We start from the raw sequence: 17,017 nt of genomic DNA, 5'->3' as shown, positions 1-17,017 counted from the left end.
CCAACGGTCGTCAGACGGACATCGGGATTCCGATCGCAGGAATCGTTTCGGTGGCCGTTTTCTGGCCTGTACGGCTTTCGGTGGGAGCGATCAGGGCCCTCCGCGTGGCATTACTACGACTTCATGTCCGTACCGGAGCCCTTTTCCTAATGACGAGCCCCACCGACACCTCTGTCAGCACCACCCCGCAGGTTGCGGTCAACGACATCGGCGACGCCGAGGCCTTCCTCGCCGCCATCGACGAGACCATCAAGTACTTCAACGACGGCGACATCGTTGAGGGCGTCATCGTGAAGGTCGACCGTGACGAGGTGCTCCTCGACATCGGTTACAAGACCGAGGGTGTCATCCCGTCCCGCGAGCTCTCGATCAAGCACGACGTCGACCCCCACGAGGTTGTCGCGGTTGGCGACAACATCGAGGCCCTGGTTCTCCAGAAGGAGGACAAGGAGGGTCGCCTGATCCTGTCCAAGAAGCGTGCGCAGTACGAGCGCGCCTGGGGCACGATCGAGAAGATCAAGGAAGAGGACGGCATCGTCACCGGTACCGTCATCGAGGTCGTCAAGGGTGGTCTCATCCTCGACATCGGCCTCCGCGGCTTCCTCCCGGCCTCGCTGGTCGAGATGCGTCGCGTCCGCGACCTCCAGCCCTACGTGGGCAAGGAGCTCGAGGCGAAGATCATCGAGCTGGACAAGAACCGCAACAACGTGGTCCTGTCCCGCCGTGCCTGGCTCGAGCAGACCCAGAGCGAGGTTCGCCAGACGTTCCTCACCACCCTGCAGAAGGGCCAGGTCCGCTCCGGCGTCGTTTCCTCGATCGTCAACTTCGGTGCGTTCGTGGACCTCGGCGGCGTCGACGGTCTGGTTCACGTCTCCGAGCTGTCCTGGAAGCACATCGACCACCCGAACGAGGTTGTCGAGGTCGGCCAGGAGGTCACCGTCGAGGTTCTCGACGTTGACATGGACCGCGAGCGTGTCTCCCTGTCGCTGAAGGCGACCCAGGAGGACCCGTGGCAGCAGTTCGCCCGCACGCACCAGATCTCCCAGGTCGTGCCGGGTAAGGTCACCAAGCTGGTTCCGTTCGGTGCGTTCGTCCGCGTGGACGAGGGCATCGAGGGCCTGGTCCACATCTCCGAGCTGGCCGAGCGCCACGTCGAGATCCCGGAGCAGGTCGTCCAGGTCGGCGACGAGATCTTCGTCAAGGTCATCGACATCGACCTCGAGCGTCGTCGCATCAGCCTCTCGCTGAAGCAGGCCAACGAGTCCCTCGGTGCCGACCCGGCGTCGGTCGAGTTCGACCCGACCCTGTACGGCATGGCTGCCTCGTACGACGACCAGGGCAACTACATCTACCCGGAGGGCTTCGACCCCGAGGCGAACGACTGGCTGCCCGGCTTCGAGAAGCAGCGCGAGGAGTGGGAGCGGCAGTACGCCGAGGCCCAGGCCCGCTTCGAGCAGCACCAGGCCCAGGTCATCAAGTCCCGCGAGGCCGACGCGGCTGCCGCCGCCGAGGCCGGCGAGGAGGCCCCGGTTTCCGGTGGCGGCTCGTACTCCTCCAGCAGCGACGAGGGCTCGGGCGCGCTGGCGTCCGACGAGGCCCTGGCCGCTCTGCGCGAGAAGCTGGCCGGCGGCCAGAGCTGAATCGCTCTCGCTGAGTAGCTGACGCAACAGGAACCCCCTGTCCAGGCTTGTCCTGGGTGGGGGGTTCCTGCTTTTGCGCCCACCCGCCGGCGGAGGGTGATGCGCTGCGCGCGGCTGTGCCCGCCCACCCGCCCGGGTGCCCGCCGGCGAAGGGTGCGCTGCGCGCGGGGGAGGGCGGATCGCGGCGCGGTGCACGGTGCCGATGCGCTGCGCGCGGCTGTGCCCGCCCACCCGCCCGGGCACCCGCCGGCGAAGGGTGCGCTGCGCGCGGGGGAGGGCGGATCGCGGCGCGGTGCACGGTGCCGGGGCCCGGTGCGCGCATGCCCCCGTCCCGGCCTGCCTCGCGCGGCGTGTCCTCCGCTGGTGGGTGCTCGGGCGGGTGGGTGGCCGGTGGCTGTACCGGTCGCCCGGGTGCCCGGTTGCTCGCGCAGCGCCGGCCCCCACGCTCCCGACCGGCCCCGGCCTGCCTCGCGCGACGCTTCCGTCCCGGCCCGCTGCGGTCCCGCCACGGGCGTGCCGCCCAGCGCTCCCGTCCCGGCCTGCCTCGCGCAGCGTGTCCCTCCGCTGGTGGGTGGGTATGCCCGGCTGCGCGGCCCCGCCCGGTCGCTCGGGCAGTGCCGGGTACCCGCGCTCCCGACCGGCCCCGGCCAGCTTCGCGCAGCGCCCCCGTCCCGTCCCGGCCCGCTGCGGTCGCGCCGTGGCCTGCCGTGCAGCGTCCCCGTTTCACCAGGGCCTGCCGCGTGCAGCGTTCCCCTGCCGCCCAGCGTTCCCGTCCCGGCCTGCCTCGCGCGGCGTGTCCTCTGCTGGTGGGTGCTTGGGCAGGTGGGTGGGAGTGGGGGAGCTTAAGTGGCGTTTATGTGAAGGGAATTGTGAGATGCGGCTCATCGTCCGGCTATAGGACGTTCGGGAAGTCACGCATACATTGAGGTGACTTGTCCGAAAGGCTCCCCGCATGCGCAGCTCTCGCTCCACCGCAGCAGAGGTCGAGGTTTCCCAGGTATCCGGCCGGTTGGCGGGGCTTGGGCGAGTGTGTTTCCGGCACCGGCGTTGGGTGTTGGGGGTGTGGGCGCTGGTGCTGGTGGCGGGGGTGCTGATCGGCGGGCGGGTGTTCGAGGGGTCGGTGGCGGGGACGGGGAGTGGCGGGTCGGAGTCGGCTCGTGGGGTTGCGGTCGTGCAGGCGGCGGATCCGGTGCAGGGCACCGTGACGGCGGTGGTGGGCGGGCCGCAGGTGGGTGGCGAAGGCGTCAAGGGTGCCGTCCAGCAGGCGAGTGCGGAGGTGGCGAAGCTCCCGGGGGTGCTCTCGGTGGCGGACACGTATTCGACGCAGGGGCAGTTGACGGCTGACGACGGCCGGGCGTCGCTGGTGAACGTACGGATGGCGGACGGAGCGAGCGCCAAGCAGATCGGCGCCGTGACCGACCGGCTGGAGCGGATCACCGCGGACGGGGCGCACACCGTGGTGGGCGGCGATCTGGTGCTGCAGCAGGAGGTGAAGGACCAGACCGCGAAGGACACCCGGTTCGGGGAGATCGTGACGCTGCCGCTCACCCTGATCGTGATGGTGCTGGTGTTCGGCGGGCTGGCCGCGGCGGGGTTGCCGGGGATCGGGGCGGTGGCTTCGGTGGGCGGGGCGCTGCTGGCGATGTTCGGGTTCAGCCGGATCATGGAGATCGACACCAGCGTGCTGCCGATCGCGACGGTGCTGGGGCTGGGTCTTTCGATCGACTACGCGTTGCTGATGGTGAGCCGTTTCCGAGAGGAGCGCGGCCTGGGCGCGACGATCGCGCAGGCGGTGGAGCGGACGTCGGCGACGGCCGGCCGGACGGTGGCGTTCTCGGGGCTGACGGTGGCGGTGGCGCTGAGCGGCTTGTTCGTGTTCACCAGTCCGGTGTTCCGGGCGGTCGCGGCGGCGGGGGTGAGCGTGGTGGTGATCGCGGTGGCGGCGGCGCTGACGCTGATTCCGGCGCTGCTGGGTTTCATGGGGCGGCGGATCAAGGCGCCGAGCGCGCCCGTCCCGGACGAGGGGTTCTTCTCCCGGACGGTGCGCCGGGTGCAGCGGCGGGCGGTGCCGGTGATGCTGGCGTGCGTGGCGCTGCTGCTCGCGGCGGGGGCGCCGTTCCTGGGTTCGCACTTCCGCAACTCGGGCGCCGACGTTCTGCCGAAGAGTTTCGCGTCCCGGCAGGTCGCCGAGGCCGTGCAGGAACGTTTCCCGGCGCAGGCCCCGGCCCCTGTGCAGGTGGTCGTCGAGGGCACGCCGCAGCAGGCGCAGCACTACGCGGACACCGTGGTGGCGGCGCTGCCGGGCGTGTCGGGGGTGCGGGCCGTCACCCCCGTCTCGGACGGGGTGCAGACCGTGGACGTGCTGGTGAAGGGCGACCCGCAGGGCGCGGAGGCCAAGCGGGTGGTCGGTGAGCTGCGCGACCACCGGGGCGGCCTGGAGACGTACGTGACGGGGGACGCGGCGTCGCTGGTGGACTTCCAGCACGAGATCGGCTCGCGCGGGCCGTGGGCGGTGGGCCTGGTCGCGGCAGGGACGCTGGTGCTGCTGTTCATGATGACCGGGTCGGTGGTGCTGCCGGTCAAGGCGCTGCTGATGAACGTGCTGTCGCTGGGCGCCTCGCTCGGGGCGCTGACGCTGGTGTTCCAGCACGGGTACTTCAGCGGGCTGCTCGGGTTCACTCCGACCGGCGGCCTGGAGACGATGATTCCGGTGCTGGTGTTCGCCTTCGCGTTCGGGCTGTCGATGGACTACGAGGTGTTCCTGCTGTCCCGGATCAAGGAGCTGCACGACCAGGGCCACGGCTGTCTGCGGTCGGTGGAGCTGGGACTCCAGCGAAGTGGTCGGATCATCACCTCGGCCGGGCTGCTGATGGTGATCGTGTTCGCCGGATTCGCCGCCGGACAGATGCTGATGGTCAAGCAGATGGGCATCGCGCTCGCCGTCGCCGTCGCCGTGGACGCCACCCTGGTGCGCACCCTGCTGGTGCCCGCGACCATGTCGCTGTTCGGCCGGCTCAACTGGTGGGCGCCCGCCCCGCTGCGCCGCCTGCACCGGATCATCGGCCTCAGCGAGCACGTCGAACTGCCGCCGCTGCGCCCGGCAGCGCTGCCCGCACCGCGCACCGCCGAGCAGCCCGCGCTGGTGCCTGCGTCCTAGGCTGCCGCGCACCGCCGAGCAGCCCGCACTGGTGGGTGCGCCCTAATCTGGCGGTATGCGACTGACGAAGTTCGGCCATGCCTGCGTCCGGATCGACCATGCGGAAGGGGCGGTGCTGATCGATCCCGGCATGTTCACCGGCCCCGAGGCGGTGCGGGACGTGAGCGCACTGCTGATCACCCATGAGCACGCCGACCACTTCACCGAGCCGCAGGTCCGGGCCGCCGTCGAGGCCAACCCGGGGCTGCGGGTGTACAGCAACCGCTCGGTGGCCCGGCAGCTCGAGGGCATCGGGATGCACGTGACAGTGGTCGGCGAAGGCGACGCGTTCGAGCTGGACGGGCTGCCGGTGACGGTGCACGGCGAGTGGCACGCGGAGATTCACCCGGACATCGAGCGGATCCCGAACATCGGCTTCCTGCTCGGCGGCCGGGTGTTCCACCCGGGCGACGCGCTGACCGTCCCGCCGGACACCGTCGACACCCTGCTGCTGCCGCTCGGCGCGCCGTGGCTGCGGGTCGGCGAGCTGGTCGACTACCTGCGCGATGCCCGGCCCCGGCAGGCGGTGGCGATCCACGAGGAGACGCTCAGCCAGGCCGGGCGGGCCGTCCACGGGCGGCTGCTCGGCCCGCAGGGGCCCGGCACCGGCGGCGTGGTGTACCGGACCCTCGACGTCGGCGAGTCGGTCGAGCTGGCCTGACCGGTCAGTGCACGGGCGCGGCGGCCGTGAACGGGCGGCCGTCGAGCGTCCAGTGCGAGTCGGGGACGATCTCCAGTGCCGCGTACACGTGCGCCGCGACGTCGGTGTGGTGCAGCGGGCCGACCGGCGCGCCCGGGGTGATGCCGGGGCCGAACGCGGCGATCCACGCGGTGCGCTCCAGTTCGCTGCGGCCGCCGTGGCCGCCCGCGTCCACGTGGCCGTGGTCGGTGACCACGATCACCGTCCACTCCTCGGCGGCGTACGTGGAGCGCTCGCGCAGGGCGGCCAGCAGGCGGCCGAGGCGGACGTCGGCGGCCTCGATCGAGCGGCGGTAGTCCTCACCGCAGCCGCGGAAATGCGCCGTCTCGTCGACCGCGCCGAGGTAGACGAAGGACGCCTGCGGGTCGTCGTCGGAGCGGGCCAGCACGTACTCGGCCTCGGCGGTGACTCGTTCGTCGCAGACCTCCCACGCCTCCGGGGTGTCCTCCAGCGGCGCGATGTACGAGAGCCGGCCGGGCGCGTTGAACAGCGGGCCGCCGTCGCGGGCCAGGAACAGCGGCTCCCAGCCGCCGACCGCGAAGGTGCGGCGGCGGTGCTGCTTGGCCAGGCGGGTGGTGAAGTCCGGGAACACGTCGAGCCGGTGGCCGCCGAAGTGGTTGCCGAGCACGCCGTGCTTGGCGACGCCGACGCCGGTGGCGATGGTCGCCCAGCACGGTCCGGACATGGTCGGGGTGGCGTCGTCCACCTCGACGGTGCCGAGGAAGCCGGCGGCGGCGACCGCGTCCAGGTGCGGGGTGTGCAGCTCGGGCAGCAGGTCGAGACGGACGCCGTCGATGCCGACGACCAGGACCCGGCGCGGGCCGGCGGGCCAGTTGCTGGACACGGGTGGTGCTCCGATCGTTCGAGGGTGGTGCGGGTGTTCGGAACCCTAGCGGCCGGATCGGGCCAGTGGAGCTGTATGGACAACTTTTCCCGGACGCCCCTTGGGGAGGCGGTCGGAGAGTTCCCGCGGATTTCGCTCGGCGTTCGTTCTGCCGGGGCTGCGACCGGCGCCCTCGTACGGGCCGGTAACCTGACGGCATGCTGAGGATCGGACTGACGGGCGGCATCGGCGCGGGCAAGAGCGAGGTCTCCCGCCAACTGGCCGCGCTGGGCGCGGTGATCGTCGACTCGGACGTGATCGCCCGCGAGGTGGTCGCCCCCGGAACACCCGGACTGGCCGCCGTGGCCGCCGAGTTCGGCCCCGGGGTGCTGCTGCCCGACGGCTCGCTCGACCGCCCCGCGCTCGGCCGGATCGTCTTCGCCGACCCCGCCCGGCTGGCCGCGCTGAACGCCATCGTGCACCCGCTGGTGCGGGCCCGCTCCGCTGAACTGGAGGCCGCCGCCGGGCCGGACGCGATCGTCGTGCACGACGTGCCGCTGCTCGCCGAGAACGGCCTCGCCCCGCTGTACGACCTGGTCGTGGTCATCGACGTCCCCGACGCCGAACGCCTGCGCCGCCTCACCGCCCTGCGCGGCATGCCCGAGGACGAGGCCCGCGCCCGGATGGCCGCCCAGGCCACCCGCGAGGACCGGCTCGCCGTCGCCGACCTCGTCCTCGACAACAGCGGCGACCTCGACGGCCTCACCACCCGCGTCCGCGAACTGTGGCGGCAACTGGAGCAGCGTAGCGCCTGACCTGGGCTTTTGGGCCCATGACGGGCGGGCGGGCGGCCCCGGCCCGATGCTGGGACGAGGAGGGCGGCGCGGACGGCCCCGCCCGGGGTCGTCGACTGGGGGCCGGTCGCGATGAGTTCCGGCACGAGATGGTCCGCGCTGCCGTGCGGGCGGCGTCGGAAGTGGGTGGTGCTGGCGCTGTGGCTGGTGCTGCTGGTGGCCGCCGTGCCGCTGGCCGGGAAGCTGACGGGCGCCGAGGACAACCAGGCGTCCAGCTGGCTGCCCGCGAACGCCGAGTCGACCCGGGTGCTGGACGCGCAGCGCCGGTTCCAGCCCGTCGAGACCGCCCAGGCCGTGGTGGTGTACCAGCGGCCGAGCGGCATCACCGCCGAGGACCACGCCAAGGCGATGCGCGACGCCGAGAGCTTCACCACCGCGCCCCACGTGGTCGCGCCGGTGGTCGGGCCGATCGTCTCCGCGGACGGGCAGGCGATGCAGACCGTGGTGCCCGTCGCGGTCGGCACCACCGGGTGGAACAACCTCAAGCCGGCCGTGGACAGCTTGCGCGCCACCGCCGCCGCCGGCGCGCCCGCCGGGCTGGTCACCCACGTCACCGGCCCCGGCGGGATCGCCGCCGACCAGGCGAAGGTGTTCTCCGGCATCGACAGCACGCTGCTGTTCGCGACGGTCGGCGTGGTGATCGTGCTGCTGCTGCTCACCTACCGCAGCCCCGTGCTGTGGCTGCTTCCGCTGCTGTCCGCCGGGGCGGCGCTGATGGTGGCCGAGGCCGTCATCTACCTGCTGGCCAAGCACGCCGGGCTGGTCGTCAACGGGCAGAGCGCCGGCATCCTGATCGTGCTGGTGCTCGGCGCGGGCACCGACTACGCGCTGCTGCTGACCGCCCGCTACCGGGAGGAACTCAGACGCCACCAGGACCGGCACGAGGCGATGGCCGCCGCCCTGCGCCGGGCCGGGCCGGCCATCCTGGCCAGCTCGGCGACCGTCGTCGCGTCCATGCTCTGCCTGCTGGTCGCCGAGATGAACTCCACCAGAGGCCTCGGCCCGGTCTGCGCGATCGGCGTGGTCGTCGCCCTGCTGGCCATGCTCACCCTGCTGCCCGCGCTGCTGGTCGCCTTCGGACGCTGGGTGTTCTGGCCGGTCCGCCCGGGCTACGGCACACCCGAACCGACGAAGACCGGACGCTGGGCACGCATCGGCGCCTGGATCGCCGGCCGCCCCCGCAAGGTGTGGATCGGCACCGCGCTCGCCCTGGCCGCCTGCACCGCCGGGCTGACCTCGCTGAACGCGACCGGCCTGAGCGCCGCCGGATCGTTCACCGGCACACCCGACTCCGTCACCGGCCAACAGGTCCTGGCCGCGCACTTCCCCGGCGGGACGGGCGCGCCGCTGTCGGTGATCAGCAACGCCGGGCCGCCACTGGAAGCCGTCCGGCAGGCCACCGCGAGCACCCCCGGCATCGCCGGGATCGGCCCGGCCGACGTGCGCGGCGGCGAGGCGTTCTTCCAGGCGACACTCACCGACCCACCCGACAGCGCCGCCGCCCGCGCCACCGTCGACCGCGTCCGGGCGGCCGTGCACGCCGTACCCGGGGCGAACGCACAGGTCGGCGGATCCACCGCGGTGATCCTCGACGCCGGACGAGCCGCCAGCCGCGACAACCGGGTGATCATTCCGCTGGTGCTGGCCGTGGTCCTGGTGATCCTCGCCGCCCTGCTGCGCGCCGTGGTGGCGCCGCTGATCCTGATCGCCACCGTGGTCCTCTCGTACGCGGCGGCGCTCGGCATCAGCGCGTTCTTCTTCGAGCACGTCTTCCACTTCGAGGCCCAGGACCCGGCGTTCCCGCTCTTCGTCTTCGTCTTCCTGGTGGCCCTCGGCATCGACTACAACATCTTCCTGATGACCCGCGTCCGCGAGGAATCCGCCCACCTCGGCACCCGCCGCGGCGCCGTCGCCGGCCTGGCCGCCACCGGCGGCGTCATCACCTCCGCCGGCCTCATCCTCGCCGCCACCTTCGCCGTCCTCGGCACCCTCCCCCTGGTCGGCTTCGCCGAAATCGGCTTCGCCGTAGCCCTCGGCGTCCTCCTCGACACCCTGGTCGTCCGCTCCGTCCTGGTCACCGCCCTCACCGCCGACCTCACCCACCACATGTGGTGGCCGGGCTGGCTCTCGCACGGGCAGCCTCCGACGGTCGAGGCCGGTCGGTAGGGCGCCGGTCCGGCGTCATTTGGCGACGTCCCCCACCGTTTCGATATCTCATGAGACACCCGTGTTGAGCGTTGAGCTGGCCTTTTCGCCGGCCTTCGCCAACTGCCGCCGGTCGGACGGGTGAGACATCGGCTTGGGGGCGCCGCGGGTGAAGCGCCGCAGGACCTGTTCGGCCTCCGTGGTGCCCAGTGGTTCATGGTCGTTCGGGTTGTGATCCGGCTCTCAGCGGTGGTCAACCGGCTGTTCGGCACCGCTACGGTCGGCGCATGCCACACAAGATCGTGAGTGCGGGTGAGAGCGCCGAGCGGCTCTCCGCCCACCGGAGGCGGTTTGCGCCGGAGCCGTTCCGTGCGGTCCTGGGCGCGTCCGTCCTGGCCAACACGGCCGACGGTGTTTTCCAGATGGGGCTGCTTCTCGTGGCGGCCCGACTCACGCATTCCGGCGGCGCGTCCTCCCTGGTGATGGTGGTGATGACACTGCCGTGGCTGATCTTCGGAGTTCCCGCCGGTGTGCTGGCGGACAGGACCAGCCGCAAGGTGTCGATGGTCGCCGCCGACGGGGCCCGCGCCCTGCTCATCGCCGTGGTCGGTGTCGCCGCGGCCTGCCACGTCCTGTCGCTGCCCGTGCTGCTGGTGCTGGCGTTCCTCGTCGGCGTCGCCGAGACGGTGTTCAACACCAGCAGCGAAACCGTGCTCCCCACCATCGTCGCGCCGGACGCTCTCACCAAGGCCAACGGCCGGCTCAACACCTCCATGCGGGTGACCAGCCAGTTCATCGCCCCACCCCTTGCCGGCTGGCTGACCGCCATCGCCATGCCCCTGACGTTCCTGGGTGCCGCAGCGGGCTACCTCGGCTCGATGCTCCAACTGGCCCTGCTGCCCAAGGACGTCGGACGCGTCCCGGCGCGCGAGGAAGAGCCCACGAGGATCTGGACCGGCCTCGCCTTCGTGCTCCGCCACCGGACCATACGGATGATCACCTTCACGGGCGCGCTGACCACGCTCGCGAACACCTCCTTCCTCGCCCTGCTCGTGGTGTACGCCACCTCCGGGCCGCTCCACCTCAGCGACGCCGGCTACGGACTACTCCTCAGCTGCGTCGGAGTCGGCACGGCGCTCGGCTCCCTGACCGCGCACCGCGCCGAACAGCGACTGGGCAGCGCCCCGGTGCTGTGTGCCTCACGCATCGGCTGGGGCCTGATGTTCGTCGCACCCGTGCTGTTCCACGGCCCCTGGCTCTGGGCCACCATGACTGCGGGCAGCTGCCTGGGAGGCATGTGGGGAGTCGTCACCGTCTCGCTGCGCCAACGACTTACACCGCCCGAGATCCGAGGCGCCGTCGGCGGGGCCTATCGCACGATCATCATGGGCGCCATGCCCGCCGGAGCGGCGCTCGGAGCCCTCGTCCAGAGCCGACTCGGAACCCCCGCCACCTTCCTGCTCTACGGCGTCGGCATGGCTGTGCTCGCCGTCCCGGTGTACCGGTCCATGCCCAAGAAGCCGAGGAAGTCGCCCGCTCTCGACCCGCACCCCTCGGACGCCCTCACCGGCCCCGGCCGGCCCGGTGCCGATGTTCAATGAGGTGCGGCGAACGCGAGTGAGACGTTGCGCATTGGGGCTATGTTCCGGTTGTGACCGAGACGATCATTGACTTCACGCGGGAGGCGTTCGCCCAGCCGGACGAGTTCACTTCCTCGCCGCTCTACCGCGCGCTCAGCCGCACCGTCGCCGCCGAGGAAGAACTGCTCGCCCTGGCCGCGCGGGGCCGGGCCGGGCAGTACCCGACCTTCCTTTTCTTCGGCGCGGTGCACCAGCTGCTGCTGGCGGGCGCGGACCATCCGCTGGCCCGGTACTACCCCTCGGTCGCGGGCCCGGACGCGCTCGTCCCCGACGAGGCAGCCGGGGGCGCGCTGCTGGACTTCTGCCGACGCCATGAGGCCGAACTGACCGAGTTGATCAGCAGCCGACTCGTGCAGACCAACCAGGTGCAGCGAGCCCTCGGCCTGCGCATAGGACTGGCCGAGATCGCGCGCCACACCGACGCGCCGGTCCACCTGATCGAGGTCGGCACCAGCGCCGGGCTGAACCTGCGCTTCGACCGGTACGGCTACCGCCTGGGGGGTCGCAACTACGGCGATCCGGTCTCGCCGGTGCAGTTGGTCGCCTCGCTGCACGGCCCGGACACGCTGCCCGATCTGGACGCGCTGCCCGTGCTGGCGAGCGTGTGCGGGGTGGACCTGAACCCGGTGGACGTACGCGCCGAGGCGGACCGCCGCTGGCTGGAGGCGCTGGTATGGCCGGAAAACCTGGACCAGCGCAGGCTGCTGACCGCGGCGCTCGGCGTCGTCGCCGCGGACCCGCCGCGGGTGTTGCGCGGCGACGCCGTCGACGTGCTGCCCGCCCTGGCGGCGGAACTGCCGCCAGGCGAGCTGCGGGTGGTGTTCCACTCCGCGACCCGCATGCATGTGCCGTTGGAGCGGCGGGCCGCTTTCGATGCGGCGATCGCCGCGCTCGGCACGGCCGGCCCGCTGTGGTGGCTCTGCGTCGAAGACGGGCCCGACCCCGATCTCCGGCCTGTGGCCTCGCGCCGCGACCGCATCGGCGCCGCACTGCGCCTACGCGGGCCGGAGGGGGACGATCGCACCCTCGCGGTGGTCGAGGGCCACCTGCGCTGGGTCGAGACGCTGACGCGGCACTAGCTATAGGACCCGGTGCACTCACCCGGCTCGACCGACTCTCCCGTTCTCCACCTGGTCACACTCGGCGCTGAGCTGCGCGAACGGCAGACCGGGCTGCACGTGATTGAGAGGGCATCGACACGGCCACGGCGGAGGGTCGGGCGATGTTCGGCATGCTGTCAGTGCTCGCCGAACTCCAGCGCGAGCTGATCGTGGCGAACACGAGGGACGGCCTGGCCGCCGCCCGCGCTCGCGGCCGGGTCGGCGGGCGCCGGCCCCAGGCCAGTTCGTCCCCGGGCCCAACAGTGAGGATTCGGCGCTGCGAGAGGACGAAGAGATCGTCGACCTTCTGGGTCGAGTGCCGCAGCCCACTTCCGGTCCCGACAGCAAGGACTCGGCCTCGCGGCAGATGGAGGACCTGATGAACAATTTGGGACTCAGGCCCGACAGCGACAAGGGTCAGGTGTGGCTCCACCGGGTCGAGCGCGCCACCCAGCAAGCAGTCCAGGACGAGACCGAGGACTCTCCCGCCGACACTGCTGGGCCCGCATATGCCGCCAGGTCCGTTTTTGTTGCAGGGCCCGATTACGTTGCCGGGCCTGCCGATGCCGCCGAGCCCGACTGGCCCGCTCCGGGGGCGGACCAGAGCGGGACATCCCCGCTGTTCGACTCGATGCCGCCCAGCGGGCACCTGCCCCCGCAGAGTCCTGCAGGAGAGTGACGGCACTGGCCCCGTGTGTGAGCGGCTCGGGGCTCGCCGGCGGCCGGTCAACTGCCGGTGGCTACTGGGAGGTTGGTTTCCGGGCGGCCCCAGTCGGACCAGGAGCCGTCGTAGACGGTGGGGGTGGGGTGGGTGGTGAGGTGGGCGGCGAAGGCGAGGATGCAGGCGGTGATGCCGGAGCCGCAGGTGGTGATGAGGTGGGGGCGGTGGGCGGTGGCGGTGGTGAGGCGGGTGTGGAGGGCGGGGAGGGGGAGGTAGTGGCCGTCGGGGGTGAGCAGGTCGGTGAAGGGGAGGTTGGTGGAGCCGGGGAGGTGGCCGGGGCGCAGGTGGGGGCGGGGTTCGGGGGCGTCGCCGGTGAAGCGGTCGTGGGAGCGGGCGTCCAGGACGGTGGTGTCGGGGTCGGTGAGGGCGGCGGCCACGGCGTCCCGGTCGGTGAGCAGGCCGGTGCGGGGGTGGGCGGTGAAGTCGCCGGGGGAGTAAAGGGATTGGAGGTCGGTGACGGGGTGGCCGGCGGCCTGCCAGGCGGGGAGTCCGCCGTTCAGGACGGCGGCGCGGTCGAAGCCCATGGCGCGCAGCATCCACCAGGCGCGCGGGCTGGAGTAGATTCCGGCGCCGTCGTAGACGACCACGGTGGAGCGGTCGTTGACGCCGAGGGCGCGCAGTTCGCGCTGGAAGTCGGCGGCCGGGGGCATGGTGTGCGGCAGGTCGGAGCGGTGGTCGGAGAGTGCCCCGTCGAGGTCGAACGGGCGGGCGCCGGGGATGCGGTGGGCCGCGTGGCGGTGGGCGCCGATGCTCGCGTCGAGGACGACCAGGTCGGGGTGGTCGAGGTGGTCGGAGAGCCAGGCGGCGTCGACCAGGGGTGGGGGCGGCGGCAGTGCGGTCACGGGGGGCTCCAGAGGTGAGGGAGACAGAATGATCGCACCGCCGCCGTCGGGCAGTTGAGGTGGTGTCAGGGCTTGCGGGCGACGCCGGCCCAGATGGCGACCTGGCCGTCGGTGTCCTGCGGGGCCTGGTCGGGGCGCCACTGCGGGGCGGTGACCAGGCCGGGTTCGAGCAGTTCGAGGCCGTCGAAGAAGCGCAGCACCTGTGCGCGGGTGCGCATGGTGAGCTGGGCGGTCGCGGAGCGGTAGATGGCCGGGCCCTTTTCGGCGTGTGCCGGGTCGATGAAGTCGGCGGTGGCGTGCGAGAGCGCCAGGTAGCTGCCGGAGGGCAGGGCGTCGATCAGGGTGCGGACGAGGGTGTACGGGTCGTCGGCGTCGTCGATGAAGTGCAGGATCGCGAACAGCATCAGGGCGACCGGCCGGTCGAGGTCGAGCAGTTCGCGGACGGCGGGGTCGGCGAGGATCGCCTTGGGGTCGCGCAGGTCGGCCTGCAGGACGCTGACGCTGCCCTGCTGGGCGCCGGCCAGCAGGGCCCGCCCGTGCACCAGCACGATCGGGTCGTTGTCCAGGTAGGCGACCTTGGCGGTGGGGTCGACGGACTGGGCGATCTCGTGGGTGTTGCCCGCCGTGGGTATGCCGGTGCCGATGTCGAGGAACTGGCGGATGCCCTGCTCGGCGGCGAGGGTGCGCACCGCGCGCTGCAGGAAGGCCCGGTTGGCGAGCGCGCTGATCCGGACCAGCGGGCTGAGCGCGACCACCTGCTCGGCGGCGGCCCGGTCGGCGGGGAAGTTGTCCTTGCCGCCCAGGTAGTAGTCGTACATCCGGGCCGGGTGCGGGACCTCGGGTCGCAGCTCGGAGGACGGCGGCGGACTCTGGTCGCCGGACATCCAGTCGAGCGAGATCTCCTGATGGTCGGTCATTTCCGGCCCCCCGTCGGTTGGAACGCACTTTCGGGGGCAGCATAGACGGCCGGGAAACCGGTACGACCACGGATGGCCGAAACCGGTCGGTCCGGCGACGCGGCCAGGCTACCGGTCGGGTGCGACAGCCGGTCCGGTGGCGGGTCCGGCAGCCGGTCCGGTGACGGGCTCGGCGACAGGTTCGGCGGCGGGCTCGGGCCCGGTGTCCGGGTCGCGGGTGAGCAGGTAGCGGGCGCCCGGTCCGGCGGCGCCGGCCCGGTCCTCGGCGTTGTACAGCGTGCAGCGGCTCAGGGAGAGGCAGCCGCAGCCGATGCAGCCCGTCAACTTGGCCTTCATCAGCTGGAGTTCGGCGATCTGCCGGTCGATGCGGTGCTGCCAGGTGGCGGCCACGGTGTGCCAGTCGCGGGGCGAGGGGGCGCGGTCCTCGGGCAGCCGGGCGAGCGCGGTGCGGGCCTCCTCCAGCGAGAGGCCGACCTGCTGGGCGGCCCGGACGAAGGCGATCCGGCGCAGCGCGGCGCGCGGGTAGCGGCGCTGGTTGCCGCTGGTGCGTTCGGCGTGAATCAGGCCGAGGCTCTCGTAGTAGCGCAGCGCGGAGGCGGCGAGCCCGCTGCGCTCGGCGAGCTGGCCGATGGTGAGGCGGTCGTGCCGGGACGGCGTCATGGTCCGGAACACTACCCGCGAGCGCCCCTTGACCTGAAGCGGACTTGAAGTTGGATGCTCATCGGCATGACGAGCGAAGCAACGAGCACTCCCGGCAGTCAGAAGGGCCCGGCCGCCACCCACCCGGCCGCCACCGATCCGGTCGCCACCGATCCGGCCGCCACCGGCCTGGGCTTCACCGACCTGCCGCACCTGATCTCGCTGATGACCGGCGACGAGAAGCACACGCCGGCCGCCACCTCCACCCTGGACGCCCTGTGGGTGCTGTACGACCAGGTGCTGAAGGTCGGCCCGGCCACCGCCGACGCGCCCGAGCGGGACCGTTTCCTGCTGTCCAAGGGCCACGGCCCGATGGCGTACTACGCGGTGCTGGCCGCGAAGGGCTTCTTCCCGGTGGAGCTGCTGTCGAGTTTCGGGTCGTACGACTCGCCGCTCGGCCATCACCCGGACCGGCTGCTGGTGCCCGGCGCGGAGATCGGCTCCGGCTCGCTGGGGCACGGGCTGCCGCTGGCCGTGGGCACCGCGCTGGGCCTGCGGGCGCAGGGCCTGGACGCCCCGGCGGTGTGGGTGCTGCTCGGGGACGCCGAGTTCGACGAGGGCAGCAACCACGAGGCGCTGGCGTTCGCCGGCGCGTACGGCCTGGAGCGGCTGCACGCGGTGGTGATCGACAACTCCTCGGCCACGCACGGCTGGAGCGGCGGCATCGCGTCCCGGTTCGCCGGCGCGGGCTGGTCGACGGCCTCCGTGAACGGCCGCGACCACGAGGAGCTGTACCGGGCCTACACCGCCCCGCACCCCGGCCGCCCGCACGTGGTGGTGGCCCGCACCGAACCCAAGTACAGCTGAGAGCGGAGACAACAGGCCATGACCACCCAGGAATTGACGATGCGCGACCAGTTCGCGCTGACCACCACCGAGCTGCTCGCCCGGGACCCGCGCACCGCCCTGGTGCTCGCCGACGTCAGCGCCGCCCAGTTCCCCGAGGCGGCCCGCGCCCACCCGGACCGGGTGGTGAACGTCGGCATCCGCGAGCAGTTGCTGATCGGCGTCGCCGGCGGCCTGGCGCTGACCGGGATGCGCCCGATCGCGCACACCTTCGCCAGCTTCCTGATCGAGCGGCCCTTCGAGCAGGTGAAGCTCGACCTGAACCACCAGGGCGTCGGCGCGGTGCTGGTCAGCGCGTACGGCTCCTACGACTGGGCGGCCGGCGGCCGCACCCACATGGCGCCCGGCGACATCGCCCTGCTGGACACCCTCCCCGACTGGAACGTGCACGTCCCCGGCCACCCCGCCGAGGCCGACCTGCTGCTGCGCCACGCCGTCGCGGCCGGCGACAGCCTGCAGTACGTGCGGCTGTCCGCCCAGCAGAACCGCGAGGCCCGGCCGATCGTCCCGGGGAAGTTCCTGACGGTCCGCGAGGGCAACCGCGGCGTGGTGCTGGCGGTCGGCCCGATGCTGGACGCGGTGCTGGAGGCCACCGAGACGCTGGACGTGACGGTGCTGTACGCCGCCACCGTGCGGCCGTTCGACGCGGCGGGCCTGCGGGCGGCGATCGGCGGCCGGGCCGACGTGGTGCTGGTGGAGCCGTACCTGGCCGGCACCTCGGAGCGCGAGGCGCACCGGGCGCTGGAGCAACTGCCGCACCGTGTCCTCGGGTTGGGCGTGCCGGTGGCGGAGCACCGGCACTACGGGTCGATGGCCGAGCACCTGACGGCGTACGGCCTGGACGCGGCCCACCTGAACGCCCGGATCGCCGCCTTCCTGTGGTGATGTCGGTAG

General features: G+C 72.3%; 14 protein-coding genes. 10 read left to right on the top strand and 4 right to left on the bottom strand.

Features of this window, described 5'->3' with window-relative positions:
• The first annotated feature begins 149 nt into the window (after positions 1-149).
• The 3 genes from rpsA (at position 150) to ACFYST_RS19365 (ending at position 5,497) form a co-directional block, all read left to right on the top strand.
• Entirely contained in the window at positions 150-1,640 is a 1,491-nt protein-coding gene (gene rpsA, locus ACFYST_RS19375) for a 30S ribosomal protein S1 (protein ID WP_043913368.1), read from the top strand.
• Between the two features lie 1,051 nt (positions 1,641-2,691).
• Positions 2,692-4,797: an MMPL family transporter gene (locus ACFYST_RS19370; protein ID WP_387863869.1), complete on the top strand. Its 2,106-nt coding sequence runs from the start codon at positions 2,692-2,694 to the stop codon at positions 4,795-4,797.
• 55 nt (positions 4,798-4,852) lie between these two features.
• Complete coding sequence (locus ACFYST_RS19365; RefSeq protein WP_387645747.1) at positions 4,853-5,497, top strand: MBL fold metallo-hydrolase; 645 nt, start codon at positions 4,853-4,855, stop codon at positions 5,495-5,497.
• A 4-nt stretch (positions 5,498-5,501) separates the two neighbouring features.
• On the opposite strand, the gene ACFYST_RS19360 is transcribed toward ACFYST_RS19365, so the two are convergent.
• A complete protein-coding gene (locus ACFYST_RS19360) occupies positions 5,502-6,380 on the bottom strand; it encodes an alkaline phosphatase family protein (RefSeq protein WP_387645744.1) in 879 nt (292 codons plus the stop codon).
• 197 nt (positions 6,381-6,577) lie between these two features.
• Here ACFYST_RS19360 and coaE point away from each other — a divergent pair, with 197 nt between their 5' ends.
• The 5 genes from coaE to ACFYST_RS19335 all read left to right on the top strand — a co-directional run bounded on the left by coaE (position 6,578) and on the right by ACFYST_RS19335 (position 12,478).
• On the top strand, positions 6,578-7,174 hold the full coding sequence (coaE, locus tag ACFYST_RS19355; RefSeq protein ID WP_387645741.1) for a dephospho-CoA kinase: 597 nt from the start codon (positions 6,578-6,580) through the stop codon (positions 7,172-7,174).
• 111 nt (positions 7,175-7,285) lie between these two features.
• Positions 7,286-9,379, top strand: a complete 2,094-nt coding sequence (locus ACFYST_RS19350) for an MMPL family transporter (protein WP_387863867.1) — start codon at positions 7,286-7,288, stop codon at positions 9,377-9,379.
• A gap of 266 nt (positions 9,380-9,645) precedes the next feature.
• Positions 9,646-10,959, top strand: a complete 1,314-nt coding sequence (locus ACFYST_RS19345) for an MFS transporter (protein ID WP_387863864.1) — start codon at positions 9,646-9,648, stop codon at positions 10,957-10,959.
• A gap of 50 nt (positions 10,960-11,009) precedes the next feature.
• Positions 11,010-12,077 (top strand): DUF2332 domain-containing protein, encoded by a 1,068-nt coding sequence (locus tag ACFYST_RS19340; protein WP_387645733.1) that lies wholly within the window; start codon positions 11,010-11,012, stop codon positions 12,075-12,077.
• A gap of 143 nt (positions 12,078-12,220) precedes the next feature.
• Positions 12,221-12,478 (top strand): recombinase family protein, encoded by a 258-nt coding sequence (locus ACFYST_RS19335; protein ID WP_387645731.1) that lies wholly within the window; start codon positions 12,221-12,223, stop codon positions 12,476-12,478.
• A 346-nt stretch (positions 12,479-12,824) separates the two neighbouring features.
• Here ACFYST_RS19335 and ACFYST_RS19330 read toward each other — a convergent pair whose 3' ends face one another.
• From ACFYST_RS19330 to soxR, 3 genes are all read right to left on the bottom strand, one after another.
• Positions 12,825-13,661: a sulfurtransferase gene (locus ACFYST_RS19330; RefSeq protein ID WP_387863861.1), complete on the bottom strand. Its 837-nt coding sequence runs from the start codon at positions 13,659-13,661 to the stop codon at positions 12,825-12,827.
• Between the two features lie 65 nt (positions 13,662-13,726).
• Positions 13,727-14,578: an SAM-dependent methyltransferase gene (locus tag ACFYST_RS19325; RefSeq protein WP_387863859.1), complete on the bottom strand. Its 852-nt coding sequence runs from the start codon at positions 14,576-14,578 to the stop codon at positions 13,727-13,729.
• A gap of 108 nt (positions 14,579-14,686) precedes the next feature.
• A complete protein-coding gene (soxR, locus tag ACFYST_RS19320; RefSeq protein ID WP_387863856.1) occupies positions 14,687-15,238 on the bottom strand; it encodes a redox-sensitive transcriptional activator SoxR in 552 nt (183 codons plus the stop codon).
• Between the two features lie 204 nt (positions 15,239-15,442).
• Here soxR and ACFYST_RS19315 point away from each other — a divergent pair, with 204 nt between their 5' ends.
• Both ACFYST_RS19315 and ACFYST_RS19310 read left to right on the top strand, forming a co-directional pair.
• Positions 15,443-16,084, top strand: coding sequence for a transketolase (locus ACFYST_RS19315; RefSeq protein ID WP_387863972.1), 642 nt, complete (start codon positions 15,443-15,445; stop codon positions 16,082-16,084).
• Between the two features lie 18 nt (positions 16,085-16,102).
• Entirely contained in the window at positions 16,103-17,008 is a 906-nt protein-coding gene (locus ACFYST_RS19310) for a transketolase family protein (protein ID WP_387645723.1), read from the top strand.
• Positions 17,009-17,017: the final 9 nt, after the last annotated feature.

Source organism: Kitasatospora sp. NPDC004614, from assembly GCF_042873675.1.
Lineage (GTDB): Bacteria > Actinomycetota > Actinomycetes > Streptomycetales > Streptomycetaceae > Kitasatospora.
The sequence above is the reverse complement of the archived record's forward strand: the minus strand, read 5'-3'. Positions and strand labels throughout refer to the sequence as shown.

Coding starts and splice junctions, on each gene's coding strand:
- soxR (WP_387863856.1), bottom strand. CDS start 15,238: ATGACGCCGTCCCGGCACGACCGCCTCACCATCGGCCAGCTCGCCGAG.
- ACFYST_RS19345 (WP_387863864.1), top strand. CDS start 9,646: ATGCCACACAAGATCGTGAGTGCGGGTGAGAGCGCCGAGCGGCTCTCC.
- ACFYST_RS19310 (WP_387645723.1), top strand. CDS start 16,103: ATGACCACCCAGGAATTGACGATGCGCGACCAGTTCGCGCTGACCACC.
- ACFYST_RS19350 (WP_387863867.1), top strand. CDS start 7,286: ATGAGTTCCGGCACGAGATGGTCCGCGCTGCCGTGCGGGCGGCGTCGG.
- ACFYST_RS19325 (WP_387863859.1), bottom strand. CDS start 14,578: ATGACCGACCATCAGGAGATCTCGCTCGACTGGATGTCCGGCGACCAG.
- ACFYST_RS19315 (WP_387863972.1), top strand. CDS start 15,443: ATGACCGGCGACGAGAAGCACACGCCGGCCGCCACCTCCACCCTGGAC.
- ACFYST_RS19335 (WP_387645731.1), top strand. CDS start 12,221: ATGTTCGGCATGCTGTCAGTGCTCGCCGAACTCCAGCGCGAGCTGATC.
- ACFYST_RS19365 (WP_387645747.1), top strand. CDS start 4,853: ATGCGACTGACGAAGTTCGGCCATGCCTGCGTCCGGATCGACCATGCG.
- coaE (WP_387645741.1), top strand. CDS start 6,578: ATGCTGAGGATCGGACTGACGGGCGGCATCGGCGCGGGCAAGAGCGAG.
- rpsA (WP_043913368.1), top strand. CDS start 150: ATGACGAGCCCCACCGACACCTCTGTCAGCACCACCCCGCAGGTTGCG.